We start from the raw sequence: 26,662 nt of genomic DNA, 5'->3' as shown, positions 1-26,662 counted from the left end.
CGCGATTTTGAGCGAACGCCGATGCCCCTGCCCGCCCGACTGCTGCGCCTGACCGCGCTTGCGACCCTTTGCGCCACCACCCTGCCCGCGCTGGCCGGCGATCGCCCCGCCGTGTTGCCCGACACGATGGAGCAGCGCGTCATCGCCTGCACTTCCTGTCACGCGAAAAATGAGGGCAAGGACGCGTTCTTTCCGCGCATCTCGGGCAAGCCGGCCGGCTACCTGTACAACCAGCTGATCAACTTCCGCGAAGGCCGGCGCACCTATCCCTTGATGACCTACATGGTCGATCACATGCCCGACGCCTACCTCAAGGAAATCGCCGACTACTTTTCGATGCAGCACCTGAAGCCGCCGCCGGTCCAGCCGACGACGGCCGCGCCCGCGGTGCTCGAACGAGGCCGCTTGCTGGTGAGCGAAGGCGACAAGGCCATCAAGGTGCCCGCCTGCATCGCCTGCCACGGCGAGCGCCTGACTGGCGTGGCGCCCGCGATTCCCGGCCTGTCCGGCCTGCCGCGCGACTACATCAACGCCCAGTTCGGCGCCTGGAAGAACAAGACCCGCCGCGCCCACGCGCCCGACTGCATGGCCGACATCGCCGCCCGCCTCAGCGTGGACGACGTCGCCGCGATCTCCTCCTGGCTCGGCCAACGCCCGCTGCCGCCCGACCCGGCGCCGGCAACGTCCGTGGCCCGGCCGCTACCAATCAACTGCGGCAGCGCCCCATGACTAAGAAAATCTTATGCATCGCGGCCGTGTTGGCGGCCATTGCCCTGTTCGCGGCGATCCTCGCCTGGCCGCGCGAACAGTTCGTCGCGGCCTCTTCGCCCGCCGCCTTCGCCGCCACACCGGACAACATCGCGCGCGGCGCCTACCTCGCCCGCGTCGGCGACTGCATGGCCTGCCATACGGCGCGCGGCGGTCCTGCATGGGCCGGCGGACGCGAGATGCAGACGCCGTTCGGCTCGATCTTCGTGCCCAACATCACGCCCGACCGCGACACCGGCATCGGCGCCTGGAGCGCGGACGACTTTTGGCGCGCTCTCCACAACGGCAAGGCGCGCGGCGGCCGCCTGCTGTATCCCGCCTTCCCCTACGTGAACTATACGAAGGTCACGCGCGCCGACGCCGATGCGCTGTACGCCTTCCTGCACAGCCTGCCGCCAGTAAAGCTGGCCAACAAGCCGCACAAGCTGCGCTTTCCGTTCGACACCCAGCTCGCGGTGGCCGGCTGGCGCCTGGTGTTTTTCAAGCCGGAGGTATTCCGACCCGCGCCCGATGCGACGGCGCAGTGGAACCGCGGCGCCTACCTGGTCGACGGCCTGGGCCACTGCAGCGCATGCCACGCGACGCGCAACGCGGCCGGCGCCAGCGTGCGCGGACTTGGCGGCGGGCTGATTCCGACCGTGAACTGGTACGCGCCGTCGCTCACCTCCGACGCCGAAGCGGGCCTGGGATCGTGGGAGATCCACGACATCGTGCAGCTGCTGCAAACCGGCGTGTCGCCGCGCGCGACCGTGTTCGGGCCGATGGCCGAAGTCGTCGCGCGCAGCCTGCAGCATGTGAGCGAACCGGATGTCACGGCAATGGCGACCTACCTGAAATCGCTGCCGGCGACCAAGGCCGAACAGCGCGAGGAGATCAAGGGGCCGCAGGTGGACCAGGCGGTCGCGCAGGGGAAGAAGCTATATGAGACGCATTGCGTGGATTGCCATGGCGACGACGGCAAGGGGCTGCCGCCGGCGTATCCGCCGCTGGCCGGCAACCGCGCGCTGACGATGGATTCGGCGGCAAACGCGATCCGGGTCGTGCTCAATGGCGGGTTCGCGCCGGGGACGAAAGGCAATCCGCGGCCGTACGGCATGCCGCCATACAGCCACGTGATGGATGATGATGAAGTGGCGGCGGTGGTGACGTATCTGCGCGCCAGCTGGAACAACCGCGCGCCGCCGGTGACGGCAAATGAGGTGAACCGCTACCGCAGCACGCCGCTGGATTGATCCAACATGATCCGTATGGCTGCGATCCGTCGCGCCTCGCGTCCGGACAGTGTTCAGGCTACGGCGCCGCGCACGGCATCTGTGTCCGTCCCGCGAGGGGTGAGCGCGGCCAGCACAACCGCAGCGATGAAAAGCGCCGGCACATCTCCCATCAGATGGCCCATCTTCCCCGCGCCGGTCAGCGCCTCGACAGCCATGATTCCACTGTGGACGATACTCGACCACACAGTGAACCAAATGAGGCTCAGGTTGGCGAGCGGATTGCGTGCCGCCAGGATCAAGAAAACACCGAGCGTCGCGTAGATCCCGACAATCATCATCGGGTAGTCCGAATGACCGGTGTGCCACGCCCATCCCGATGGCCAGAAGAGCATCAGCGGATAGAGGGCAAGGCTCGCGATTCCAGTGACTATTAATACGACACGCAAGTACTTCAGGCGTTGGGCGGTATCCATGGGATTCTCCTTGCGGCGTTGGCGTTGCAACGCGCTCGGAAGGTTGGACAGCACGGAAGCGATTTTTACGGTCCGCACCCAATAAAAAACCACTGGCGCTGGGGTCAGACCCCGGTTCTTCTTTTAAGGGGGTCTGACCCCGGTTTGATACCGGCCAACTCAACCGGGGTCAGCCCACCAACGGAAACACCGGGTTCAGACCCTAATGCCTTTAAGTTAAGGAGTAAATCAGCACTGCACGGAGGCGCGTCAGCTTAAAAACCGTCGTGCCCGCGCAGGGGAAACGCATGCGTTTCCCCCATGCTGAACATGCCGACGAGGTGAAGCATGCTCAGTATGGGTACCTGCCTGCGCAGGTACGACGGCTTAACTTAACGGCATTAGGGTCAGCACCCTTAAACCATGTCCGCGAAGCCGATGCGATCGGTAGTGGCGTTGCGCGCATCCTCGACGCTGATCTTGTGCCCGGACAGCAGCGTCTCGAGCGACGCGTTCATCGTGTGGCAGCCTTCGTCCTGGGCGCGGTTCATGTGCTCGCGAATGCCGGAAATGTCGCCCGCCTCGAGCATGCGCATGATCGCCGGCCCTGGCGTCAGACATTCGGTCGCCAGGTGATAACGGTTGCCCTCCGACGACGGCAGCAGCGCCTGGCACAGCACGCCGCGCAAGGCATGCGCCAGCGCCTGCGACTGCGCTTCCGAGTTGCCCAGCAGGCGCAGCATCTTCTGCAGTCCCAGCTCGGTCGAGCGCGCATGCAGCGACGCCAGCACCAGCGGCCCCGATTCGGCCAGCGCCAGCGCTTCCTGCGCCGTCTGCGCATCGCGGATCTCGCCGATCACGATCACGTCCGGCCGCTCGCGCAGCGCATCGAGCGCGCCCAGGTAGTAGCTTTCGACGTCGCCATCGAGCCCCACTTCGCGCTGGGTGACGATGCACTTGCGCTGCGGGATCAGGGTCTCGACCGGGTCTTCGATGGTGATGATGTGCCCCGAGCGGTGCTTGTTGATCTCGTCGAGCATCGACGCGATCGTGGTCGACTTGCCCTGGCAGGTGTCGCCGATGATCAGCACCAGGCCGCTGGTGAGGCGGGCGAACTCCTGCTCGTCGCGGTGCAGCCCCAGTTCGGCCAGCGCGATCGGCTCCTTCGGGAAGCGCCGGATCACGCAGCCCAGCCGCTTCTTGCCCTGGAAGGTGAAGCAGTTGGCGCGGATGCGCGCGGTGTGCAGGTCGATCGAGCGGTCGAACGCGCGGTCGGCGATCCGCTCTGCCCAGTTCGGCTCGATGACCTCGAAGAACTCTTCAAGCTCTTCCTTGGTGATCGGCGAGTCCGTCACCGCCACCAGCCCCTTCGGCTGGCGCAGCATCAGCGGACTGTTCTGGTGGATGATGATGTCGGAAAAGATCAACCGCGAGTTCAACAGGTGCAAAATCTGCTCGACCAGGGTCCCGAACACCGGGTGGTCTTCATTTTCGACATACGTCAGGGTGCGAATCTGGGAGGACTGGTGGTTTTCCATCGAACGGTCTCGGCTAAACTGGGTGGTGAATGACGGCAATTATAAAACCACTCCGCCCTAAAAATTGCATAACCGAAATATAAATTGTGCATGCGAATAGGGCTTGGCAAACGGGCGCGGGCGGCGCAGGATATTCATATCGGTAAATTTGTCGGAGGTTGCCGTGAAAAAGTCCCACCTCGTCCGCATCGCCGTGCTGGCCCTGCTGCTCCTGCTGATCCTTTGGCTGATCCCACGCCCGTCCGCCGCCGCCCCCGCCGACCCATTCGAACAACGTTGCGAGCGCGACATGCGCCCCACCATCGTCGTACGCACGCACGCGCCGGACTTCGTGGTGCACAACAGCCTGTCGAGCCGCGTGTTGACCAACAAGGGCGCCTACACCTCCGCCGGCGAGGCCATGATGGGCATGACCTCCAGCAGCACCCGCGCCGAGATTTATGTGGACGGCCCCGCCCTGGTCGATGTCGCCAGCGGCCGCGAATGCATCGCCCCGCGCATCGACGTCGAACTGAGCTACCACCCGCTCGACGTCTACGTGGCGCGCGAATTCCACCCGATGTCCTGCTCGTACCGCGCGGTGTTCGAGCACGAGATGCAGCACGTGAAAATTTACGCCGACAACCTGCCGCGCATCGAACGGCGGGTGCGCGAAGAACTGCGGCAAAGGTATGAGGCGCGCCCCCTGCTCGCCCCGCTCCACCAGGGCCTGGACATGCTGCAGGGGCAGATCGACAACTGGCTGCGCCCCCTCATCACCGCCGAACTGGCGAAAGTGGAAGTCGAACAGCGCGCGCTCGACACCCGCGCCGAAACCGAACGGCTATCGCATTCGTGCCTGGGCGAGGTCGCCGCGCAGATGGGCAGCAGCTTCTGATTAGCGGAAGCGGTTGCGGTGCCCGGTTTTCAGGTCCAGCGAAAACTTCACGCCGCCTTCGGTGACGGTGACGTCGTCGGGCGGCTCCTCGCCGGCCAGCGCGCCGTCGATCAGCGGCAGGCCTTCGCCCTTGCGCACCAGTTCATCGCAACGCTCGTAGACGTTCTTGCAGCCGGTGCCGGCCATCAGCGCCTGCACGATCGCCACTTTCCACGCATCGACGCCGCCGGCCTGGAATTCGCAGATCAGCCAGCCGTCCTGGCCGCCGAACGAATCCACCAGCAGGCCGGGCAAGCCGTCGGCCTCGGCGTTGATCAGCCTGACCACCTGGTCCGGCTTGGCCTTCTTCGCCGCCGGCGCGCTCTTGGCCAGCGCCGCCTGCACGCGGCCCTTGATCAGCGCGTGGTCCACCGGCTGGGCCTCGTCGAAGGTCCAGACCCGCGCGCGGATCTGCGACTTCGAATTGTAGGCCGCGCGAGCGAGAAACTTCTTCGACGACGACTGCACCACGGCGGTGGAGCCGGGCTTCATCTTCTCGTTCGGCTTGCCCTCGACTTTTTCGATCGCGGACGCGTAAATCCAGGGGTCGCCGGCCAGCAGGCTCTTTTCCTTGCCCTGTTTGATGGTGATAAATAACATGAGATTCCAATAATGTGACGTGCCGGACGCCTGTCCGGACCCGCCATGATACCGCCTCGGGGGCGCAAATTTGCATTCTGTCCGGCCCGGCGCGCAATCTGTCGCAAACGCCAGCCACGCGGAACGCGGTTTTCTTACTATACGGTCAGACCTATATCTCTTTGAAAGGACCACGCCATGACCGCACCCCGCCTGACCCGCCGCCTCGCCGCCACCATGCTCGCCCTCGCCGTCGTCGCTCCAGCCACGTACGCCGGCGGCTGGGGCCTCGGAATGACGCAGGGCAGCGGCCACTTCAAGACCGAAGCGCGCGCGCCTGGCCACTTCACGGGCGTCTCGATGGGCCTTCCCGGCAGCGTCGACCTGCGCATCGGCGCCACCGAAGGCGTCACCATCGAGACCGACGACAACCTGATGCCGCTGATCGAAACAGTGGTCGAAAACGGCGTCCTGCAGATCCGCACGAACAAGCGCAACATCGGCATCGAGCCGCGCCGCCTGAAGATCGTCGTGAACGCGAAGGCCATCGACCGACTGGCGTTGGGCGGCTCCGGCAGCATCGATTCCGATGCGCTGCGCGGTCCGAAACTGACGGTGGACCTGGGCGGCTCCGGCGCCATCAACATCAAAGGCGTGGAAAGCGACACGCTGTCGATCGACCTTGGCGGCAGCGGCGATTTGAAAGTCAGCGGCGGCAGCGCGTCCAACCTGTCGCTGTCGATCGCCGGCTCGGGCGACGTCAACCTGGGCAAGCTGAAAGCCGAACGCGCCAGCGTCAACATCGCCGGCTCTGGCGAAGCGACCATCTCGGTGCGCGACACGCTCGACGTCAGCATCGTCGGCTCGGGCGACGTCAAGTACTACGGCGACCCGAAGGTCAGCAAATCGGTCATGGGCTCCGGCACCGCCACCCGCCTCGGGTCCCTGCGTTAAGGTTTTGGGGTCAGGTCCGCCGGAGCGACGGGGACGCCTAGTCCCCATTTTTATCGCCGCCGCTAAAGATCCCATCGTACTTCGGCGATCAGAGTCCTCTGCGGATACGGATGAAACGCCCAGTACTTCGCATTCCCCAGGTTGTCGATCCCCACGGAGGCGCTCCAGTTGCGGTTCATCCGATAGCGCACCCGCACATCGGTCACCAGGTAGTCCGACACCCCCATATAAGTATCGCCATGCACGTCGCTGTTATCGAGCGCGCTGTACTGCCGCCCGCTGTAGCGCGCGCCGAAGCTGGTGGTCCAGTGCTGGCCGGTGTGATATGTCGCCAGCAGGTTGGCCCGCCACGCCGGCACCCGCGGCTGCCGCTTGCCCACGCTGGCAGGCAGCGCGCGGTTTTCCGTGATGATCGAGTCGGCGTAGGTCACGCTGCTTGACAAGGACAGGCCACTCACCAGCACATCGTCCGCCTGGTACGCCAGTTCCAGTCCATTGGTGCGGATCCGCCCGATGTTCTGCACCGTGTTGACGGTGGCCGTCAGCGGCTGCGAATACAGCGCGTCGCGCGTGCGCTCGGCAAACACAGTCGCGCGCAGTACGCCGTCGTTCCGCACCCGCTCGGCGCTGAATTCCCCCGTCCACGACTTCTCCGCGCGCAGCAGCGGATCGCTGTTGACGATCGCATTGTCGACGATCGAGCCCTGGAACAGCTCCGCAACGGTCGGGTTGCGCACCGCGCGGCCGAGCGACGCTTTCAAGGTCCAGTCCCGCGCCGCCGCAAACGACAGCGCCGCCTTGGGCGACACGCTGGTTTCAAGCCGTTCGCCGAACTGCACCGTGCTCGACGCGTTGGCCAGTTCGCCACCGAACGCACTCCATCGCTCGATGCGGGCGCCCAGAGTCGTCTTCCACTGCGGTGCAAAGCGCCAGGTGTCCTGCGCGTACACGCTTTGCAGACCCGTATCGCCATTGAACCTGGAGACAATCGATGCCGGCGCCCCGCCGATCCAGTCGCCGCTGGCCGACACGCGCGTGCGCAGATGCGCGCTGTCCGACTGCACGCCTGTCTCGACGACGTGCGCCGCGTTGGGGCGCCAGATGCCCTTCAGCGCCAGCGTGGTCCAGCCGCTGCCGGCCATGTCGGTGATCGTTCCCGGCCCGGTCGCCGCCAGCACCGTCGGCGTGCGCACCCGGTCTTCGCGATAATCGTATTTGCTGGCCGCGACTTCCCAGTCCCACTCCGCGCGCGCATGCCGCTTGAGCGAGAACCCCTGCATCAGGTGCGACAGCGAAGCGACGGACGGCGCAAGGTCCGACGCCTTCACGTCATAGCGCCGGCCGTCGATATTGATCACGGCCGGGGTCTGGTCCTGCGGACCTGACCCCATTTTCAGATACGACTGCGCATTGCGCACCGAATCGTTGCCCCACCATCCCAGCGTGTAGCTGGCCCGCAGCACCGGCGAAATATCGTACGCAAGCTTTACTTTCGCATGATCCTGCACGGTATCGGTCTGCCCGGCCGCGCCGATGATCAGCCATGCCTTGTTGGCCGGATTGCGGTCGGCGATCGCTCCGGTGACAGGCACCCCGGCGTTGCTGGTCACGCCCGTCGACACCAGCTTGTTGGCGAACGTGATCGGCTGCCCCGCGTTATCGAGCCGCGACACGTCGATCCACCACGACCACGCACCCTGCCGGTCGCCCACCGAAGCGCTGCCCTGCCAGCCGGAGTAGCGGTCGTCGGTCGCATACAGCTTGAAGCGCTGGCTGAACGCCGACAGCTTCACGTGCGCCTCCAGCTTGTCCGGCATGCGCGTCTGGTAATCGACCACGGCGCCGACCGAGCCGCCCGGATACGCCGCGGAAAACGGCCCGTACAGCACATCGACGCGCTCGATTTCTTCCGGCGCCACCATGCCCCAGCGCGGCGTGAAAGTCGCGCCGTTGCCGAGCAAATTCGACAGCTGGATGCCGTCCGCGTACACCAGCGAGCGCGCGCTGTTGCCGGTGCCGGAAGCGCGGCTGGCCAGCACCGCGTGGTCGTAGTCGCCGATATAGCGCTTGCGCACGTTCAGGCTCGGAAAGTACTTCAGCGCGTCTTCGCTGTCGGTGGCGTTGATGCGGTCCTCCACCTGTTCGCCGGTGATGCCCTCGATGGTGGTTGGAATCTGGGTCGGCAAGGTGGTCGGGCGCCCGCCGCTGACGACGACGGTCTCGATATTTTTGGGGACGTGGTTGGCCAGCGCCAGCGCCGGGAACGCGCACGCCACCAGCGCGGCCATCTGGCCGCGATGGAAAGGAATGGACTTCATGCTGCCCTCTTTATTGCGGCGGCATCACGTCGAAGGCCGGCGTCCATTCGGCGCGGCCCTTCTCGCATTGCTGGATCACCTTGAATACCTGCTTGCCCGCCGCGGCGGGAAGCTTCACCTGCATGACGAATTCGTCGTACTGCGCATCCGGGAGCGGGCCGCCCTTCCAGCTCACGTCACGCTCGCCGATGGTGATTGCCCAGCCGGCCTTGGGCATCGGCTTGGCACGGGCGATCGCCTCGGGCAGGATCACGGTGATGCCGCTGGTCGCGCTGCCTTCGCAGCCGTGGCCGACGCGGAAGGTCAGCTTTTGATAGGCGCCCGCGGGCGCCGAAGTCTGTTCGATGGTGATATGCGCGTGCGCCATCGGCGCGGCCAGCAGGGCCGCGATCAACAAGGTCGATGATTTCATGGCTCTTCCTTGTTTAGTGATGACCCGGCGTGAATCCGATTGGCTTGACCGGTGCATCGACCATGACGGTTTCGCGCTTGCCGCCCTTGCGCTCGATGGTCAGCGACAGCGGCACGGACTGGCCTTCCTTGAGCTGCTGCTTGAGGCCCATCAGCATGATGTGGAAGTTGCCGACGCTCTGGCCGGCCGGCAGGTCGATTGCGTCGACTTCGCGCATCTTCATCATCTGGCCGTTCATTTCCATCGTGTGGATTTCGACCGAGCGGGCGGCCGGCGACGTGGCCTTGACCAGGCGCGCGGCGTCGGGCGAGCGCAGTTGAAGGTAGACGCCGCCGGAGGTTTGCTGCGGCACGGTGGCGCGCGCCCAGGGTTCGGTGACGGTGGTTTGGGCGAAGGCGGTCGAGGCGAGCGCGATCGAAACGATCAGCGCGAATACATGCTTGTTCATGGTGGTTCCTGATTGATTTGGTTTGGCGCCTGGCGGCGGCGTGGCGAATCAGGAAACCGAAGGAGGACCGCGCGGCGGCGCCGCGGTGAGCGCGAGCAGCGGCTGCGGCGCGCGGTAGAACAGGAATGGGCGCAGCGCGTGGCCGCCGATCAGGCCAAGGCCGGAGACCGTGGTTGGCATCAGCGCAAAGCTGCCGCCGTGCGGGAGGCAATAGCCGCAATCGGCCATCGCGTCGGCCTGGTGGGTGCTGGCGTGCTTGGATGCCTGCGGCGCATCGACGCTGCAGATTTCCCAGGTCGCCGGCACGCTCTGCCTTGCCGCCATCGCGTGCGAGATCGACGGGGCGAGCGCGTTCATCAGCATCGCGAAACACGCGCTCCAGAGGGTCCAGCGCCAGCTTGTCGATTTAATTCGCATGTGGTGGATTATATAGAAGATGGGGTCAGGTCCGCCGGACCTGACCCCGAGCTTGTTGCGGTCAGCGAATAGCCTTGAACGTCTCGCGCTCGATCAGCACCGTCTCGATGCTGTCGGTCAGCCAGATCTGCCCATCCTGGATCGTGCACTGCAGCTGCATGTTCCGGTTCGCCATCTTCTCCAGCTGCGCGCTCGCTTCGGCCGGAATGTTGATCACTTCCAGGTTCTTGGCGCGTTCCAGCTTGTTGGCGATCTGCTTGTACCAGATATGGCTGGTGGCGCTGTAGCTGTACACCACCACGCGCTCGGACCGTCCGCACGCCTTCATCAGGCGCTTTTCGTCGGGCTGCCCCACTTCGACCCACAGCTCGATCGCGCCCGTCAGGTCCTTCTGCCACAGGTCCGGCTCGTCGGTGTCGAACAGGCCCTTGGTGAACGTCAGCGCCTCGCTGGCGTGAATCGCGAACGCCAGCACGCGGATCATCACGCGTTCGTCGGTCTCGGACGGATGCCGCGCCACCGTCAGCAAGTGCTGCCCGTAGTAGTTGCGGTCCATGTCCGCGATTTGCAGTTCTGCCTTGTAGATTGTCGCTTTGAGTGCCATTAATTCTAGGTGTGAGTTATTTGAAGACGACTGTCTTGTCGCCGTTTTGCAAAATGCGGTGTTCGACGAACCATTTGACCGCGCGCGCCAGCACCACGCATTCGACGTCGCGCCCGATCGCCGACAGCGTCTCGGCGCTCATCGCGTGGTCGACCCGTTCGACGTCCTGTTCGATGATCGGCCCTTCGTCCAGGTCGCCCGTGACGAAGTGCGCGGTGGCGCCGATCAGCTTCACGCCGCGCGAATGCGCCTGAGCGTACGGCCTGGCGCCCTTAAAGCTGGGCAGAAAGGAGTGGTGAATGTTGATCGCCTTCCCGCGCATCGCCTCGCACAGTCCCGGCGACAGGATCTGCATGTAGCGCGCCAGCACTACCAGCTCGATCTTGTGGCTGGCCATCAACTCGAGCACCTTCGCTTCCTGCGCCAGCTTCGCTCCCTCGTCCGCTCCGGCCGCCAGCGGCAGGTGGTGGAACGGGATGTTGTAGCTGGCCGCCAGCTGATAAAAGTCCATATGGTTCGACACGATCGCCGGAATCTCCACCGGCAGCAGCCCGCTCTTGTAACGGAACAGCAGGTCGTTCAGGCAGTGGCCGATCTTCGACACCATCAGCATCACGCGCGGCCTGGCGTGCGCGTCGTGCAGCTGCCAGTTCATCGCCATCGATTCGCCGAGCGCCGCAAAATCGGCGCGCAGGTCGCTGTCGTCCACGCCGGCGTCTTCCAGCGCAAAATGCACGCGCATGAAGAACAGCTTCGATTCGGCGTCGCCGAACTGCGCCGAATCGATGATGTTGCAGCCGTGGTCCGCGAGGAAGCCCGATACGCGATGCACGATGCCGCGCTGGTCGAAGCAGGACAAGGTCAGGATGTATTCGGGCGTCGTCATGGCGGCGGGCGGGGCAAGTCGATCTCGGGCGAGTCCGCTATTGTCTCACGGGCTGGGCAATACGCCACCATGGTCAAAATAGTACGACCGTGCATTTTGCGGTATAGTGATCCGCTCCAACCCACATTCGAAGGAAGCGCCATGCCCGCCACCGTCCTGCAGAATCAGCAATTTCGCCTCGCCGCCCGCCCCGTGGGCCTGCCGAAACCGACCGACTGGCAGCACGTGACGGAGCCGGTGCGCGAGATCGGCGATGGCGAAATCATCGTCAAGGCGCTGTACCTGTCGCTCGACCCGGCCATGCGCGGCTGGATGAACGACAGCAAGTCGTATATCAAGCCGGTCGGCATCGGCGACGTCATGCGCGCCGGCGGCGTCGGAGTCGTGGTGGAATCGAAGTCGCCGAAGTTCGCGGTGGGCGATTACGTGTCGGGCGGCATCGGCGTGCAGGCCTACTGGGCCGGCGCGGCCGACGACAAGTACGGCAACTTCTTCAAGATCGATCCGCGCATGGCGCCGCTGACCACCTGGCTCAACACGCTCGGCATGCCCGGCATGACCGGCTACTTCGGCCTGATCGAAGTGGGCCAACCCAAGGCCGGCGAAACGGTGGTGGTGTCGGGCGCGGCCGGCGCGGTCGGCCAGACCGTCGGCCAGGTCGCCCGGCACCTGGGCTGCCGCGTGGTCGGCATCGCCGGCGGCAAGGACAAGTGCGACTTCGTCGTGAAAGAACTCGGCTTCGACGCCTGCATCGACTACAAGGGCGGCGACGTGCGCGCCGGCCTCAAGGAGCATTGCCCGAACGGCGTCGACGTCTACTTTGACAACGTCGGCGGCGAGATCCTCGACGCCGTGCTCTCGCGCATCAACATGAAGGCGCGCATTGTCATCTGCGGCGCCATCTCGCAATACAACAACACCACGCCGGTCAAAGGACCCGCCAACTACCTGTCGCTGCTGGTGCACCGCGCGCGGATGGAAGGCATGGTCGTGTTCGATTACGCGCCGCGCTATCCGGAAGGCGTGGCCGCGCTGGCCAAATGGATGAAGGAAGGCACGTTCAAGAGCCGCGAAGACGTCGTCGAGGGCCTGGAGCACTTCCCCGACGCGCTGCTGATGCTCTTCGAAGGGAAAAATTTCGGCAAACTGGTTCTGAAAGTCGCCGACGCGTAATGGATGCCCGGGGTCTGGTCCCGCGGACCTGACCCCATCTTGCTTGACCCTCCCCATCTTCCTCGGAATTAGCCTGAACTAAGCGCCCCAAACGGCATCTACCTGAATGCGCGCTGTCTTCCCGACGGCGCCATTTCGTCACGTTCAAGCTGAGGACATCATGCAATTTTTAAGCGACAACCCCGCCCTGCGTTCGCACCTCGAATCGCAGGTCGACTTCATCAACGAATTCTCGCAGAAGGCGTTCGACACCGCGCGCCAGCTCAATGAAATGAACCTGAAACTGGCGCGCCAGACGATCGAAGGATCGCTGCACGCCAGCCGCGAACTGCTCGGATGCACCGACCCGGTCCAGTATTCCCAGGCCGCCATGAAACAGCTGCAGCCGGCCACCGAGCGCATCCGCTCCTGGCAGGAGCACCTGCTGCGCGTGCTGGCCGGCGCCCAGGCCGACTTCACGCACGCCGCCGAAGCCCGGATTCCTGAAGCGAGCCGCAGCGCCGGCGCGGTCGCCGACGAGCTGGTGCGCCATGCCGCCGCCGGCGTCACCTCCCCTCTCGCCGCCAGCGAAGGCAATCCCGCCGGCAAACCCCACTGATCCACCGCCGCACATCCACGGAGCCCACCATGAAACCGGCAACACCAGACGGCGCGGACAAGGACGCGCTGGAAATGCTCAAGAGCGACCACGACCAGGTCAAGGCGCTGTTTCGCGAGTTCGACGCGCTCAAGGGCAACGGCGGCGCACACCGGCGCAAGGGAGAACTGGTGGACGCGATCTGCCGCGCGCTGACCCTGCACAGCAGGCTCGAGGAAGAAATCTTCTACCCGGCGTTGCGCGCGGCGAGCGGCGCCGACGACGAAGAACTGCTCGACGAGGCCGACATCGAGCATGCCGGCGCGCGCGAGCTGATCGGGCAGCTCGACATCATGGCGCCGGGCGACGACCACTACGACGCCACCGTCACCGTGCTGGGCGAGGAAGTGATGCACCACATCGACAAGGAGGAAAGCGAGCTGTTCGACCTGGCGCGCGCGGCCGGCCTCGCGCTGCACGCGCTGGGCCACCGGCTTGCCGCGCGCAAGGAAGAACTGGAGGACGACCTGGCATCGCCGCCGCCGACGCTCGAAGCGATGCAGCCGCACGTGCGCATGCGGCGCCAGCCGCGCGCGCCGAACTAGGCGGAACTAAAGGGCGGACGCTGCCTCTAAATTCACGAGCGCAGCCATGCGCCGGCCCGGCGCAATGGTTCCGCCGGTTTTCAGACGCAGTGCACACGAGGAGATCGACATGGCGACAAGCAAGGATAGCGGCGGCGGCAAGAGTGCCGCGGCGGGCGGCAACGCCCAGAAAAGCGGCAGCGGCGGGCCGGCCAAGCGCGGTTTCGCCGCGATGGACCAGAACCAGCAGCGCGAGATCGCCAGCAAGGGTGGCCAGGCCGCCCACCAGAAGGGCACCGCCCACGAATTCGATTCCGAAGAGGCGCGGCGCGCAGGACAAAAAGGCGGCGAGGCGGTCAGCCGCGACCGCGAGCACATGGCCGACATTGGCCGCAAGGGAGGCGAGAGCCGGCAATCGGCCAATCGCGCCGCGGCGGCAGCGGCAGCGGCGGCAGCGGCGGCAAAAGGCAGCCGACAGGGTCCCAAGGAGGGATAACCGCGGCGCTGGCGTCATTTTTCAGGCAATTTCCGGGCATTCTCATGTGTTGAGCCGGCCGGGAACGACGCGTTCCCGCCCGGTTTTTTTTGTCCGCGTCCGTCGCATTGCCGGGGTCTGGTCCTGCGGACCTGATCCCATTTTTGTCGCAGCGGCCGGAGCGATCGACGTCGATTTTCGCGATTTCGGGGTCTGGTCCTGCGGACCTGACCCCATTTTTGTCGCAGCGGCCGGGGCCATCGAAGTGGATTTTGGGCCGCGAACCAAGATGGGGTCAGGTCCGCGGGACCAGACCCCGCTCTTCGCTGGGCGTCGCCGGCATCGGCAGGCTTCCCACCTTGCCGCGCCATCTGTGATACATTCGCGCCCCTATGCTCCCCTTGAAATACCTCAGCGCCTATTCCGACCAGACCCGTGCCCAGGTGGCGCAGCTGATCGAGCAGGACAAGCTCGCCGCCGTGCTGCGTTCGCGCTACCCGCAAGCCCACGGCATCCGCACCGACAAGGCGCTGTTCGACTACGTCCAGGACCTGCGCGGCGAGTTCCTGCGCAATGCCGAACCGATCAGCAAGGTCGCCTACGACAGCAAGATCCAGGTGATCCAGCACGCGCTCGGCCTGCACACGGCCATCTCGCGCGTCCAGGGAAGCAAGCTCAAGGCCAAGCACGAGATTCGCATCGCCACCGTGTTCAAGAACGTGCCACTCGAATTGCTGCGCATGATCGCCGTCCATGAGCTGGCCCACGTGAAAGAAAAACAACACGACAAGGCGTTCTACAAGCTGTGCTGCTACATGGAGCCGAACTACCACCAGTACGAATTCGACCTGCGCCTGGTGCTCACCCAGCTGGAACTGTCGGCCGAGCCGCTTTGGGCCTAGCGCCCGCCACGCCTGGGCATTCGCGCAATATGTTGCACCCTCGCACCATCCCTGCGCGAAAAACAATTTCCCACCGCAAATTTATCGACATTTGCTGTCGCCGCAGTTACAGTTGATGTCTGGATGCAATTATTTTTGGTCCACATCGCTGCGATCCAGCGGTGATAAAAAAGACAATATTTTCCGAATGTGAAGAGCTGCGCCGAGGCGCACGGAGGGGCGTGTCACCCGTGCCCAGCCGGACCAGAAAGTACTACATGCATTTGCATCACCGAACAAAGCGCTGCCGTGCGCCTCGATTGCGCGCCGCGGCAGTGCTGGCCGGACTGGCGTGGGCGCCCTTCGTCCTGGCCGACGACGCCGTCACCCGCCCGTCCTGGTCGCTGCGCGGCTTCGGCAGCGCCGGTGTCGCCTACGCCGATTTCGCCGATGCCGATTTCAATGCGTCCATCCTGAAGGGCAATGGCGTCGGCCACAGCGGCCGCTGGAGCGCCAACGTCGACAGCCGCCTCGGCGCCCAGCTGAGCGTCAAGGCCAACGCCCAATGGTCCGCCGTGCTGCAGGTGATCAGCGAGCAGCGCCTCGACAGCAACTACCGGCCCTCGGTGGAATGGGCCAACGTCAAATACCAGGCCACGCCGGACCTGTCGATCCGCGCCGGCCGCATCGCGCTGCCGATCTTCCTGGCGGCCGACTATCGCAAGATCGGTTATACCTACCCGTGGGTGCGCACGCCGGTCGAAGTGTATGGCGCCATCCCGTTCAGTAACAGCGACGGCGTCGACGCCAGCTACCGCTTCAATTTCGGCAGCGTGAAAAACACCACCCAGGTCTTCGTCGGCCGCACCGACCTGAAGCTCCCCGGTGGCGCGCGCATCGAAGCGCGCAAGCTGGCCGGATTTTCCGATACGGTCGAAGTGGGCGCCCTCACCGGCCGCGTGAGCATGCTCACCACCGACCTCACCTTCGACGTCCTGCGCACCTTCTTCGACAGCCTGGCCGCGTTCAACGCGCGCGGCGCCGCGCTGGCCGAACTGTACGCGGTCGATCACAAGCGCGCCAACGCATTCAGCGCCGGCATCAACTACGATCCCGGCAACTGGTACGTGATGGCCGAAGCGGGCCGCATGAAGACCCGCTCCTTCCTGGGCGACACCACCGGCGTGTACGCCAGCGCCGGCTATCGCCTGGGCGACTTCACGCCCTACCTCGGCTACGCGCGCGTGCGCTCGAACAGCTCGACCACCGAGCCGGGCATCGACCTGGCCGGCATGGCGCCCCAGGCGGCGGCCGCCGGCGCGGCCCTGAACGACTACCTGTCATGGCTGCTCACCACCGTCCCGGTGCAGCGCACCGTCAGCGTCGGCACGCGCTGGGACTTCATGACCGACGTCGCGCTCAAGGTGCAGTTCGACCGCATCACGCCGCAAGGGGGCTCGCGCGGCACCTTCACCAACGTGCAGCCAGGATTCGTCTCCGGGCGCAGCGTCAGCGTCGCGAGCGCGGTGCTCGACTTTGTGTTCTGAGGCCGCGCCGATGCAATTTCCCAGCCTACGCCAAGTCCTGGCCGCCTTTGCGCTTGCGCTGCTCGCGCGCGGCGCCGGCGCCGCCGAACTGGTGGTGATCGTCTCGGCCAGGAGCCCGATCGGGCCACTGCGCGCCGACCAGGTGGCCGATATTTTCCTCGGTCAGGTCGGCCGTTTCCCGGACGGCGCCGAAGCGTTCGCGCTCGACCAGGCCGTCGGCTCGCCGCTGCGCAACGAGTTCTACGACAAGGTCGCCGCCAAGACCCCGGCGCTGATGAAGGCGCACTGGGCCAGGATGATCTTCACCGGCCGCGGCCAGCCGCCGCGTGAGGCGCAAGGCAGCGCGGCGGTGCGCAAGCTGGTGGCCGAAAACCCCGCCCTGATCGGCTACATCGACAAGTCGGCCCTCGATGCGTCGGTCAAGCCGGTCCTGCTGGTGCACTGAGACGGCCATGCGCGACCACGCCACTCCCGCCCACGCCCTGGCCCGCATCCGCGGCGCCGGCGCCAGCCGCGCGATGCTGCGGCGCTGGCTGCGCCGCGGGCTGGAAACCCACATTTCGCTGCCGCTGTTCGCGCTGCTGCTGCTCGTCGCGATCTGGACCCTGACCAGCCACTTCGTGCGCATCGAACGCGAAGCGGCCGACCTGGCGGCGCGCGAATCGGCGCATGAACTGGTGGACACCTACGAGGCCCAGCTGGCGCGCAACCTGGGCGGCATCGACCAGACCCTGAAGGTGCTCAAGTTCGCGGTGCAGTTGAAAGGCCCCGCCGCCGCGCTGCCCGCCCTGAGCGAAAAAGGCCTGCTCCCCTCCGGCCTGGTGTTCGTCGTCAGCATCGCCGACCGCGACGGCCGCATCGTCGCCAGCAACCCGCCCGCGGCCCACATGAGCGTGGCCGGCGAGCCGTATTTCGAATTCCACCGCCACACCGACACCGACACGCCGTTCGTCAGCCAGACGGAGCGCGACGCCGCCAATCCCGAATGGCACCTGCATTTCACGCGCCGCATCAACGACGACGAGGGCCGTTTCGCCGGCATCGCCATCGTCGAAGCCGACCCGGCCTACTTCACCAGCGGCTACGAGCGCTCGCGCATGGGCGAGCGCGGCGCGCTCGGAATGTTCGGCGCCGACGGCGTGTTCCGCGCGATGCGCACCGGCGACAGCGTCAGCTGGGGCCAGCAGGCCAACCTGGCGCCGGTCGAGCGCGCGATTGAGGCCACCGTGAACCCCTGGGACGGCGCCGTGCGCTATACCAGCGTGCGCCCCCTGCACGGCTTCCCGATCAGCGCGATGGTGGCGCTGGACCGCGGCGAGCAGATGGCCGGCTTCGAAAAGCACCGCCGCACCTACCTGTGGGCCGCCGCCGGCGCCAGCGCGCTGCTGGTGCTGATCGTCACCCTGGTGTGCCTGTGGTCGTGGCAGCTGTCGCGCACCCAGCGCGGCATCCGGCGCGCGCAGGAAACCTTCGCCGCCGCGTCCGAGGCCAGCCTGGACGCGTTCTTCGTCCTGCGCAGCATGTTCGACGAATCCGGCGCCATCGTCGACTTCCGCTTCGAAGCGACCAACGGCCGCGCCGTGCAGCTGATCGGCCTGGAGCGCGACGCGCTGATCGGCGCCACGCTGCTGGCGGTCCTGCCGGCCTACCGCGTCAACGGCATCTTCGACGACATGGTCAAGGTGGCCATGCTGGGCGGGATGCGCGAAGCGGAATGGCGCGGCGCCGGCGAGCGCACGCGCGACATTTGGATGCACCGTCAGGTGGTGGCGGTGGAGGACGGCGTGGTGGCGATCGTGCGCGACATCACCGAACGCAAGCGCGCCGAAGCGCGCATCCACCACATGGCGCACCACGACGAGCTGACCGGCCTGCCCAACCGCAGCCTGATTCGCGACCGGCTCGACCAGGCCATCCTGCACGCCCAGCGCACCGGGCGCTGCGTGGCGGTCGCCTTCATCGACCTGGACGGCTTCAAGCTGGTCAACGACGGCCTTGGCCACAACGCCGGCGACGAGCTGCTCAAAGTGGTCGGCGCCCGCATGCAGGCATGCGTGCGGCGCGACGACACCCTGGGGCGCTTCGGCGGCGACGAATTCGTCATCATCCTGTCCGACCTGGCCGACAATGCAATGGCGGTCACCCCCGTGCTCGAAAAAATCCGCCAGGCGGTGCGCGCTCCGGTGCAGGTGGAGGGCCAGGAGGTGCAGGTGAGCTGCAGCATGGGCGTGGTGATGTACCCGCGCGACGGCGCCGATCCGAACACGCTAATGATGAACGCCGACGCCGCGATGTACCGCTCCAAGGAGATGGGCAAGAACACCTTTCAGTTCTACACGCGCGAGATGAACGCCAGCGTCGAGGAAAAGCTGGTCCTGCTCGAGGGCCTGCGCAACGCCGTCGAGGAGCGCCAGTTCCACCTGCTGTACCAGCCGAAGGTGGACCTGCGCACCGGCCGCATCTTCGGCGTCGAGGCGCTGATCCGCTGGCGCCATCCCGAACACGGCCTGATTTCGCCGCTGCGCTTCATCGGCCTGGCCGAGGAAGCCGGCCTGATTGGCGCGATCGGCGACTGGGTGCTGCACACCGCCTGCCGCCAGAACATGGCGTGGCGCGCCGCCGGCCTGGCGCCGGTGTCGATGTCGGTCAACGTGTCGCCGCGCCAGTTCGAGGACAAGCGCCTGGTCGAGCGGGTCGCCCAGGCGCTCGAGGACAGCGCGCTGCCGGCCGAAGCGCTGGAACTGGAAGTGACCGAGAGCCTGATCATGCGCGACCTGGCGCAATCGGTGGGCAAGATGCGCGAACTGAAGGCGATGGGCGTATCGCTGTCGATCGACGATTTCGGCACCGGCTATTCGAGCCTGTCGGCGCTCAAGTCCTTCCCGATCAGCAGCCTGAAGATCGACAAGTCGTTCGTAGCGGAACTTGCCGACAACCCCGACGACCAGGCCATCGCGATGGCCGTCATTTCGCTCGGCCACATGCTGAACCTGCGGGTGATCGCCGAAGGCGTCGAGACCGAGCAGCAGTGCCGCTTCCTGCGCGAGAACGACTGCGACGAAATGCAGGGCTACCTGTTCAGCCCTCCTCTTCCGCCCGAGCAGGTCGCGGCCATGCTGCGCGCCCAGGCGCTATCCATTGAAACTACTATCGACAAGGAGTGTCACGATGTCGCTGCAGCGTAAACTGGCACAATTTTTCATCGGCGAAGACCCCAAGCTGGGCCGCCTGCTCGGTTACTGGAGCGCCACCCTGGTGTTCTACATCCTGTGCATGTTCCTGATGATCGCGCTGATCGACGCCGGCATCGTGGAACGCGAGACCGGCGTCAACCTGATCTGGTTCGGCATGAGCAGCGTGCTCGCCTTCTACGGCCTGATCCGCTTCAGCAAGCAGCTGCACATCCTGCCCTCGCACCTGGCCGTGCTGCAGTCGATGCTGGCGATCGGATGCAACATCGCGATCTACGCGCTGACCGGGCCGGTGCGCGGAGCGACCTTGATCGTGCTGCCCGTGATTATCGTGTTCTGCACGTTCTCGCTGCGCCCGCGCGCGACCCTGGCGCTGTGCGCCTGCACCATCTGCGCGCTCGGCGCCACCATCTCCGTGATGATGGCGAGCGACCCGGCTGCCTATCCGTTCGAGATCGAAGCGGTGCACTTCGGGCTGTCCACCACCTCGATGATCGCGGTGGCGCTGCTGACTGGGGAGATGAGCAAGCTGCGCGCGCGCCTGAAGCGCCAGAAGGAAGAACTCCTCACCGCGGTGAGCACCATCCGCACGCTGGCCACGGTCGATGAACTGACCTCGCTGGCCAACCGCCGCCACATGAACGAGGTGCTGGGCGCGGAAGAGCGCCGCCAGCCGGCCGGCCGCAAGCCGGTCTGCATCGCCCTGCTCGACATCGATTTCTTCAAGAGCATCAACGACCGCTACGGCCACGCCGGCGGCGACGCGGTGCTGCGCACCTTCGCCGGCGCGGTGCGCGACGAACTGCGCGCCGACGACGTGCTGGCGCGCTGGGGCGGCGAGGAATTCCTGCTGATGCTGCCCGATACCGAATTGAGCGAAGCGACCGTGGTGCTGAACCGCATGGCCGAACGGGTCGGCGCGATGCGCATCAGCGAACTCGATCGCGAGCTGACCATCACCTTCTCGGCGGGACTGGTCGAGCGCTGCGGCGGCGAACCGTTCGCCGACACCATCTCGCGCGCCGACCGCGCCATGTACATCGCCAAGTCGTCGGGACGCAACCAGGTCATCCCGATCGGCATCAACGCCTGATTCGAGCCGCGCCGTCAGCTCATAAACCGTCGTACCCGCGCAGGCGGGTACCTATGCTGAGCAAATCGACGAGGTGAAACACGCTCAGTATGGGTACCTGCCTTCGCAGGTACGACACCCTAATTGAGTGGCACCGGCGCCGCCTCGCGCAGGCGGCGCACGATCGCGGCAGGCGTCGATTCGATCATCATCAGCCCCGCATGCTCGGCGCGCACGAAGCCCTCGGCGCGCTGGTGCGCGACAAAGGCCGCCAGGCCATCGTAAAATCCGTTCACGTTCAACACGCCCACCGGCTTGGCGTGGATTCCCAGTTGCGCCCAGGTCAGCATCTCGAACAGCTCCTCGAGCGTGCCCATCCCGCCCGGCATGGCGATGAAGCCGTCGGACAGTTCGGCCATCATCGCTTTGCGCTCGTGCATGTCCTTGACGACGAACTGGCGCGTCAGGCCCAGGTGCCCCACTTCGCGTTCGAGCAGCGCGCGCGGGATGACGCCGGTGACTTCGCCGCCAAGGCGCAGCATCTCGTCGGCGATCACGCCCATCAAGCCGACGTTGCCGCCGCCGTAGACCAGGCCGATGTTATGAGCGGCCAGCTCCTGCGCCAGCGCGCGCGCCGTGTCGGCATACACCGGGTTGGCGCCGAACGAGGCGCCGCAATATACGCAAATCGATTTCATTCGTCCTCTGATTAAATCCGTGCCGCCGTCATATCGGGGTCTGGTCCTGCGGACCTGACCCCATCTTCTGGTCCGCGGCACGAATTTTTGCGCGATCGTTCACGCTGCGGCGACAAAAAATGGGGTCAGGTCCGCAGGACCAGACCCCGAACCCGGCAATTCATTCTTCCTCTAACTGTTCTTTCGCCAGCTCGACTTCGAGCCGCTCCTTGGCGTCGGCCGGCAGCAGCGCCGCGGCCTGCCGGTACAGGCCGACCGCCTCCTCCATCTTCTTCTTCCCTTCCAGCTTGACCAGCGCGTTCGCGTACTCGATGTAGGCGTTGGGCGAGGCGGGATTGAGCCGCAGCGCTTCGCGGAAGGCGCGGTGGCATTCGTCCTTGCGGGCGCCGTAGGTCAGGCCGCCGATCAGGGTGCCGACGTTGGCGATGATCTCGGCGTGGAATACGCCAAGGCCGATGTGAGCGTCCGCATGCGCCGGCGCCAGCGCGATGGCCCGTTCGAAGCCGGCGCGCACCTTCGGCGCAATGCCGTGGGTGAGCGCCTTGACCACCGAGATACCCTGCGAATAGCGCCCCAGCGCCAGCGCCTGCCAGTACCATGCGGCCGGGTTGTCGGGCTGCTCCGCCTGCTGCCGCTCGCAGCGCTCGGCCACTTCCTCGTACAGGTCGAACTTGCGCTTCTCGTTGGTTTCAAGGTAGCTCGCGTAGGTGCAGCTGGCCTTGTGCGCCACCGAATAGCCGTCCAGCCCGACCGACAGTCCCAGCTTCATCGCGCGGTGAAAGTCGCCGGCGTGATAGGCGATCCAGGCGTCGACCAGCACGCTGCGCGCCGGGAAAGGTTCGCAGTCGCCGGCATGCAGGCGCGCCCATTCCCGCTGCAGTCCGGCCGCGTCGCGGACATAGGCGTCTTCGTGATGCGGGAAGTCGATCCAGGGCATGCGAGTCTCCTCGGTCAGTTCAGGTTTTTCAGGAAGTCCTGCGACAGGCTCTCGAACAGGACGTGGGTATCGCCGCGCAGGTAAGGCGCCAGCATCGACAGCACCTGGTAGCAGCCGCGCGCGAGCGCATCGGCCATCGCCTGCTGCTCGGTGTACTTGCGCGGATTGCGCACGTATTCGTACGACAGCCAGTAGGTCGCCACCACCACCATGTTGGTCGCCGTCGCGTCGATCTGGGCGTCGGACGCTTCCAGCTTGCCCTCGGCGCGCAGGTCGATGCACAGCTCGCGCGCCACTTTGATCTTGTGCGCGAGGATCTGCTTGAAATGCAGTTCGAGCTTGCGGTTGCGCGACAGCAGGTCGTTCAGGTCGCGGTAGAAGAAGCGCCAGCGCCAGATCAGTTCGAACATCAGGTGCAGGTAGCGCCACACGTTCTCGATGTTCGAGCTGCGCGGATCGGGCACCGTCAGGATGCGGCCGATCTCCTCCTCGAACTGGGCGAACAGCGAGTTGACGATGTCGTCCTTGTTACGGAAGTGGTAGTACAGGTTGCCCGGCGAGATGTTCATCTCCTCGGCGATGACCGTGGTGGTGATGTTCGGCTCGCCAAACTCGTTAAACAGCCGCAGCGACAATTCGAGGATGCGTTCGCGGGTTCTGCGTGGAGCTTTCTGGAGCATGGCGGGCGATGTGGGTTATTCCTCCCGCAAGCATAACACCTCTACCGCTGCGGCAGGAATGGCGCCAGCTGGTCGACGAATTGCTCCGGCTCGATCGGCTTGGCGAGGTAGCCGTCGAAGCCCGCTTCGAGCAGGCGCTCGCGGTCCCCGACCATGGCCAGCGCGGTCGCCGCCAGCACGGGAATGGCGCGCAGCTCCGCATCGCCCTTGAGCGCGGCGACCACGCCGTAGCCGTCAAGCTTCGGCAGGTAGACGTCGCACAGGATCAGGTCGGGCCGCTGCTCGCGCGCCATCCGCACGCCGCTCTCGCCGTCGAACGCCGTCAGCGGCGTGTGGCCGAAGGCGGTCAGCAGATAGGACATCAGCTCCATGTTGGTGGGGTTGTCTTCGATGATCAGGATGCGGGCCACGCTTTTCTCCGGCAGAGGGGAAGATGGCGCCAGCTTACCACTACGCGATCTCCTGCATCACACGCGCCAGCACGCCCGGGTTGCGTCCGAGTGCGACGTGGCCGACACCGCCGATCGCGATGTTGCGCGCACCTTCGAGCAGGCCCGAGGTCTGCGGCGAGATGATGTTGTCGTGGTGGCTGTAGATCGAGGTGATGAGCCGCCGGGTGGCGGCGCTCTCGGACGCATTGAGTTCGCGCAGCCAGGCGCTCTCCTCGCCGCAGCCGGCGCTGCGCTGCATCTGCGCCGCGTTCAGGCCGACGCCGAAGCTGGCGAGGCAGGTGCCGTGATGCGGCGTGCCGAGGGTGACCAGGCGCGCCACGCGCGCGGCGCCGTGGGCGCGCATCCACGCGCGCGCGACCAGCCCGCCCATGCTGTGGGCGACAATCACCACTTTGGCGGCGCCGGTGGCCGCGCACAGCGACTCGACCGCGCGCTCGACCAGCGGCGCGTAGTCGTCGATGGAGCCGGTCACCGGCTCCAGGTCGAGCGTGGCGTGGCTGATGCGGGCTGCGTCGAGCAGCGGCGCCAGGTGGGTCCAGTAGCCGCTGTTGCAGCCGTAGCCGTGAAGGAGCAGGACGGGGGCGGCGGCCGAGCCTTCGAAGATGACCTGGCGCGGGGTGGCGCGCGGCATGTACCACGACGACTGCAGCATGCTGGCGACGAACTCCTCTTCGAACAGGCGCAGCCAGGCGGCCAGGCCGAGGCGGAACTCGGGCGGCGTGGCGCTGGCGTAGCGCGCGCTGAGTACGAAATTGTTGGCCGAGACGAGCAGGCGCACCAGGGCGACGGCGCCGAGGCCGCAGGCCAGCGCCATGGCCGGCGTGGCGGCGAACCAGCGCCAGGCCATCGCACCGATGGCGAGCGCGCCGGCCAGCTGGACCAGCAGCAGCGCGTGCAGCAGGCGGCGGGCGCTGGGTTGGAAGGTGCTGGTCGCCATCGTAGTCCCCGGGAGTCCGGGGTCTGGTCCTGCGGACCTGACCCCATCTTGGCGTTGTCAAAGCAAAATGGGGTCAGGTCCGCAGGACCAGACCCCTACCGTTTGGTGGTCTTCAGGATCTGCCGCGCGATGCCGCGCAGGATGTTCACTTCCTCAGTCTCCAACTGCGTGCGCGAAAACAGCCGGCGCAGGCGCGGCATCAGCTTTTTCGGATTATCGGCGTCGAGAAAATCGATCGCCACCAGCGCTTCTTCGAGGTGCGCGTACATGCCGTCGACCTGCGCCAGGCTGGCCGAGTCGCCATGAAAGCCGACCGGCCCCGCCGCCGCCGTCCCCGGCTCGGCCGCGACGCGACATTCGTACGCCACCACCTGCGCCGCCTGCGCCAGGTTCAGCGACGAGTAATCGGGATTGGCCGGGATGTTGATCAGCACATTGCACCGCTCGACGATCTGGTTCGGCAGCCCGAAGCGCTCGTTGCCGAACACCACCGCGGGCCGCAGCTCGGCCTGCGCCTGCACATGGCCGGCGAAGGCGCGCGGCGTCCACACAGGCGGCGAAAATTCGCGCAGCCGGGCCGACACCGCGGCGGCGAAATTGCAGCCGTCCAGCGCCTGCTGGAAGTCGCCGACGATGCGCGCGCCTTCCAGCACATCCTGGGCGCCGCTGGCGAACGCGACCGCCTCGGGGTCGGCCAGCGCGTCGGGGAAGCGCGGATTGACCAGCACCAGGTCGGAAAATCCCATGGTTTTCATGGCGCGCGCGACGGCGCCGATGTTGCCTGCCCGGCTAGTTTCGACCAGGACGACCCGGAGCCGATTGAAAACAGACGTGTTGATTTCGGGCTGGTTCATTTAAAATAGCGCTACCGCGCAGTTCGATGAGGTTGATGTCAAGGCTACCAAGGCCGCGATTCTAACCATTTCGCCGCCGCACCGCTCTTTAATTCACTCTCATTCATTATCGTTCACGGCGCCCCAAAGCGCGGTGGCGTTAGCGTTTTCATAATCGGAAAGCACACTATGCACCCAATGCTCAATACGGCGATCAAAGCCGCCCGCCGCGCCGCCACCGTGATCAACCGTGCCTCGTTCGACGTCGAACGCATCACTGTTACGGAAAAACAACACAACGACTTCGTCACCGACGTCGACCAGGCCGCCGAGCAGGCCATCGTCGAAACGCTGCTCAAGGCCTACCCCGACCACGCCATCCTGGCCGAAGAATCGGGCGCTTCCGCCAACCTGAACGACGAGAGTGAATACGCGTGGATCATCGACCCGATCGATGGCACCACCAACTTCATGCACGGCTACCCCAACTATTGCGTCTCGATCGCGCTGCAGCAGCGCGGCATCATCACGCAGGCCGTCATCTACGACCCGGTCCGCAACGACCTGTTTACCGCCACCAAGGGCGCCGGCGCCTTCCTCAACGAAAAGCGCATCCGCGTGACCAAGCACGACCGCATCGCCAACACGATGATCGGTTCGGGCCACCAGGCCGGCCCGCGCGCGCTGGACGAATACATGCGCATGTACCAGATCATGGCCGAGCGCTGCCAGGCAGTGCGCAGCTCCGGTTCGGCCGCGCTGGAACTGGCCAACGTGGCTGCCGGCCGCATCGACGGCTACTACGAAAAGGGCCTGAAGCCCTGGGATATCGCGGCCGGTTCGCTGCTGGTGACCGAAGCGGGCGGCATCTGCGGCGAGTTCAACGGCGAGTCGTCCTACCTGTACAAGGGCGACATCATCGCCGCCAGCCCGAAGGTGTTTGGCCAGATGGTCACGCTGCTGTCGCCTTTCGCGTAAAATAGCCGGCTTGCACCTGTGCGGGGCGTCCCGAATGCCCCGCCGGCAACATCTAGCGGCACCTTATCCAGTGTGATTGCCGCCTTGATTTTCTAATCCGATTGCCTGCCACTGGCGCCCCTTTGTTGCGGCGACGGGCCG

The 26,662-nt window shown here is 65.7% G+C and carries 29 protein-coding genes; 14 read left to right on the top strand and 15 right to left on the bottom strand.

Annotated elements, in window-relative coordinates; all coding sequences use genetic code 11:
- Window positions 1-21: 21 nt before the first annotated feature.
- Both Q4S45_RS05070 and Q4S45_RS05065 read left to right on the top strand, forming a co-directional pair.
- A complete protein-coding gene (locus Q4S45_RS05070) occupies window positions 22-729 on the top strand; it encodes a c-type cytochrome (protein ID WP_305509745.1) in 708 nt (235 codons plus the stop codon).
- On the top strand, window positions 726-2,000 hold the full coding sequence (locus Q4S45_RS05065; RefSeq protein WP_305509743.1) for a cytochrome c: 1,275 nt from the start codon (window positions 726-728) through the stop codon (window positions 1,998-2,000). Before Q4S45_RS05070 ends, Q4S45_RS05065 begins: the two co-directional genes overlap by 4 nt.
- Window positions 2,001-2,053: 53 nt before the next feature.
- Here Q4S45_RS05065 and Q4S45_RS05060 read toward each other — a convergent pair whose 3' ends face one another.
- Together Q4S45_RS05060 and Q4S45_RS05055 are read right to left on the bottom strand one after the other, a co-directional pair.
- A complete protein-coding gene (locus Q4S45_RS05060) occupies window positions 2,054-2,455 on the bottom strand; it encodes a DUF6632 domain-containing protein (protein WP_305509741.1) in 402 nt (133 codons plus the stop codon).
- Between the two features lie 395 nt (window positions 2,456-2,850).
- Complete coding sequence (locus Q4S45_RS05055; protein ID WP_305509739.1) at window positions 2,851-3,972, bottom strand: type IV pilus twitching motility protein PilT; 1,122 nt, start codon at window positions 3,970-3,972, stop codon at window positions 2,851-2,853.
- A gap of 163 nt (window positions 3,973-4,135) precedes the next feature.
- On the opposite strand from Q4S45_RS05055, the gene Q4S45_RS05050 reads away from it, so the two are divergent.
- Entirely contained in the window at window positions 4,136-4,849 is a 714-nt protein-coding gene (locus Q4S45_RS05050; protein WP_305509736.1) for a hypothetical protein, read from the top strand.
- On the opposite strand, the gene Q4S45_RS05045 is transcribed toward Q4S45_RS05050, so the two are convergent.
- Window positions 4,850-5,488, bottom strand: coding sequence for an SAM-dependent methyltransferase (locus tag Q4S45_RS05045; RefSeq protein ID WP_305509734.1), 639 nt, complete (start codon window positions 5,486-5,488; stop codon window positions 4,850-4,852).
- Between the two features lie 177 nt (window positions 5,489-5,665).
- On the opposite strand from Q4S45_RS05045, the gene Q4S45_RS05040 reads away from it, so the two are divergent.
- The gene (locus Q4S45_RS05040; RefSeq protein ID WP_305509733.1) at window positions 5,666-6,421 is read left to right on the top strand and encodes a head GIN domain-containing protein; all 756 of its coding nucleotides are present in this window, start codon (window positions 5,666-5,668) and stop codon (window positions 6,419-6,421) included.
- Between the two features lie 62 nt (window positions 6,422-6,483).
- Here Q4S45_RS05040 and Q4S45_RS05035 read toward each other — a convergent pair whose 3' ends face one another.
- The 6 genes from Q4S45_RS05035 to purU all read right to left on the bottom strand — a co-directional run bounded on the left by Q4S45_RS05035 (window position 6,484) and on the right by purU (window position 11,506).
- Window positions 6,484-8,739, bottom strand: a complete 2,256-nt coding sequence (locus tag Q4S45_RS05035; RefSeq protein WP_305509731.1) for a TonB-dependent receptor — start codon at window positions 8,737-8,739, stop codon at window positions 6,484-6,486.
- 10 nt (window positions 8,740-8,749) lie between these two features.
- Window positions 8,750-9,151, bottom strand: coding sequence for a YcnI family protein (locus Q4S45_RS05030; RefSeq protein WP_305509729.1), 402 nt, complete (start codon window positions 9,149-9,151; stop codon window positions 8,750-8,752).
- Between the two features lie 13 nt (window positions 9,152-9,164).
- Window positions 9,165-9,599 (bottom strand): copper chaperone PCu(A)C, encoded by a 435-nt coding sequence (locus Q4S45_RS05025; protein WP_305509727.1) that lies wholly within the window; start codon window positions 9,597-9,599, stop codon window positions 9,165-9,167.
- Between the two features lie 48 nt (window positions 9,600-9,647).
- Window positions 9,648-9,956 (bottom strand): DUF2946 family protein, encoded by a 309-nt coding sequence (locus tag Q4S45_RS05020; RefSeq protein WP_305509725.1) that lies wholly within the window; start codon window positions 9,954-9,956, stop codon window positions 9,648-9,650.
- Between the two features lie 121 nt (window positions 9,957-10,077).
- Entirely contained in the window at window positions 10,078-10,620 is a 543-nt protein-coding gene (locus tag Q4S45_RS05015; protein WP_305509723.1) for a YaeQ family protein, read from the bottom strand.
- Between the two features lie 16 nt (window positions 10,621-10,636).
- Window positions 10,637-11,506, bottom strand: a complete 870-nt coding sequence (gene purU, locus Q4S45_RS05010) for a formyltetrahydrofolate deformylase (protein ID WP_305509721.1) — start codon at window positions 11,504-11,506, stop codon at window positions 10,637-10,639.
- A gap of 141 nt (window positions 11,507-11,647) precedes the next feature.
- Here purU and Q4S45_RS05005 point away from each other — a divergent pair, with 141 nt between their 5' ends.
- The 9 genes from Q4S45_RS05005 to Q4S45_RS04965 all read left to right on the top strand — a co-directional run bounded on the left by Q4S45_RS05005 (window position 11,648) and on the right by Q4S45_RS04965 (window position 21,027).
- Window positions 11,648-12,679 (top strand): NADP-dependent oxidoreductase, encoded by a 1,032-nt coding sequence (locus Q4S45_RS05005; RefSeq protein ID WP_305509720.1) that lies wholly within the window; start codon window positions 11,648-11,650, stop codon window positions 12,677-12,679.
- 160 nt (window positions 12,680-12,839) lie between these two features.
- Window positions 12,840-13,277, top strand: coding sequence for a TIGR01841 family phasin (gene phaP, locus Q4S45_RS05000; protein WP_305509718.1), 438 nt, complete (start codon window positions 12,840-12,842; stop codon window positions 13,275-13,277).
- A 29-nt stretch (window positions 13,278-13,306) separates the two neighbouring features.
- Window positions 13,307-13,861, top strand: coding sequence for a hemerythrin domain-containing protein (locus tag Q4S45_RS04995; protein WP_305509716.1), 555 nt, complete (start codon window positions 13,307-13,309; stop codon window positions 13,859-13,861).
- 109 nt (window positions 13,862-13,970) lie between these two features.
- Entirely contained in the window at window positions 13,971-14,336 is a 366-nt protein-coding gene (locus Q4S45_RS04990; RefSeq protein ID WP_305509715.1) for a KGG domain-containing protein, read from the top strand.
- Window positions 14,337-14,707: 371 nt separating this feature from the next.
- On the top strand, window positions 14,708-15,217 hold the full coding sequence (locus Q4S45_RS04985; protein ID WP_305509713.1) for a YgjP-like metallopeptidase domain-containing protein: 510 nt from the start codon (window positions 14,708-14,710) through the stop codon (window positions 15,215-15,217).
- A gap of 299 nt (window positions 15,218-15,516) precedes the next feature.
- Window positions 15,517-16,743, top strand: a complete 1,227-nt coding sequence (locus Q4S45_RS04980) for a hypothetical protein (protein WP_305509706.1) — start codon at window positions 15,517-15,519, stop codon at window positions 16,741-16,743.
- Between the two features lie 10 nt (window positions 16,744-16,753).
- Window positions 16,754-17,188 (top strand): phosphate ABC transporter substrate-binding protein, encoded by a 435-nt coding sequence (locus Q4S45_RS04975; protein ID WP_305509704.1) that lies wholly within the window; start codon window positions 16,754-16,756, stop codon window positions 17,186-17,188.
- Window positions 17,189-17,195: 7 nt separating this feature from the next.
- Window positions 17,196-19,928 (top strand): EAL domain-containing protein, encoded by a 2,733-nt coding sequence (locus Q4S45_RS04970; protein WP_308633168.1) that lies wholly within the window; start codon window positions 17,196-17,198, stop codon window positions 19,926-19,928.
- Window positions 19,912-21,027, top strand: coding sequence for a diguanylate cyclase (locus tag Q4S45_RS04965; protein WP_305509703.1), 1,116 nt, complete (start codon window positions 19,912-19,914; stop codon window positions 21,025-21,027). The genes Q4S45_RS04970 and Q4S45_RS04965 overlap by 17 nt, the downstream gene beginning before the upstream one ends.
- A gap of 119 nt (window positions 21,028-21,146) precedes the next feature.
- On the opposite strand, the gene Q4S45_RS04960 is transcribed toward Q4S45_RS04965, so the two are convergent.
- The 6 genes from Q4S45_RS04960 to Q4S45_RS04935 all read right to left on the bottom strand — a co-directional run bounded on the left by Q4S45_RS04960 (window position 21,147) and on the right by Q4S45_RS04935 (window position 25,564).
- Window positions 21,147-21,704, bottom strand: a complete 558-nt coding sequence (locus Q4S45_RS04960; protein WP_305509701.1) for a TIGR00730 family Rossman fold protein — start codon at window positions 21,702-21,704, stop codon at window positions 21,147-21,149.
- Window positions 21,705-21,864: 160 nt separating this feature from the next.
- Complete coding sequence (locus tag Q4S45_RS04955) at window positions 21,865-22,641, bottom strand: tetratricopeptide repeat protein (protein ID WP_305509700.1); 777 nt, start codon at window positions 22,639-22,641, stop codon at window positions 21,865-21,867.
- Window positions 22,642-22,655: 14 nt separating this feature from the next.
- Window positions 22,656-23,321 carry a TetR/AcrR family transcriptional regulator gene (locus tag Q4S45_RS04950; protein WP_305509698.1) on the bottom strand — a complete coding sequence of 222 codons (666 nt, stop codon included), beginning with the start codon at window positions 23,319-23,321 and terminating at the stop codon, window positions 22,656-22,658.
- A 41-nt stretch (window positions 23,322-23,362) separates the two neighbouring features.
- Window positions 23,363-23,731, bottom strand: coding sequence for a response regulator (locus Q4S45_RS04945; RefSeq protein WP_305509696.1), 369 nt, complete (start codon window positions 23,729-23,731; stop codon window positions 23,363-23,365).
- A gap of 40 nt (window positions 23,732-23,771) precedes the next feature.
- Window positions 23,772-24,710: a triacylglycerol lipase gene (locus tag Q4S45_RS04940; protein ID WP_305509694.1), complete on the bottom strand. Its 939-nt coding sequence runs from the start codon at window positions 24,708-24,710 to the stop codon at window positions 23,772-23,774.
- Between the two features lie 95 nt (window positions 24,711-24,805).
- Complete coding sequence (locus tag Q4S45_RS04935; RefSeq protein ID WP_305509693.1) at window positions 24,806-25,564, bottom strand: RNA methyltransferase; 759 nt, start codon at window positions 25,562-25,564, stop codon at window positions 24,806-24,808.
- A gap of 177 nt (window positions 25,565-25,741) precedes the next feature.
- On the opposite strand from Q4S45_RS04935, the gene Q4S45_RS04930 reads away from it, so the two are divergent.
- Window positions 25,742-26,521, top strand: coding sequence for an inositol monophosphatase family protein (locus tag Q4S45_RS04930; RefSeq protein WP_305512050.1), 780 nt, complete (start codon window positions 25,742-25,744; stop codon window positions 26,519-26,521).
- Window positions 26,522-26,662: the final 141 nt, after the last annotated feature.

The sequence above is a fragment of the Massilia sp. R2A-15 genome, assembly GCF_030704305.1.
In the GTDB taxonomy this organism is placed as follows: domain Bacteria; phylum Pseudomonadota; class Gammaproteobacteria; order Burkholderiales; family Burkholderiaceae_D; genus JAFCUW01.
The sequence above is the reverse complement of the archived record's forward strand: the minus strand, read 5'-3'. Positions and strand labels throughout refer to the sequence as shown.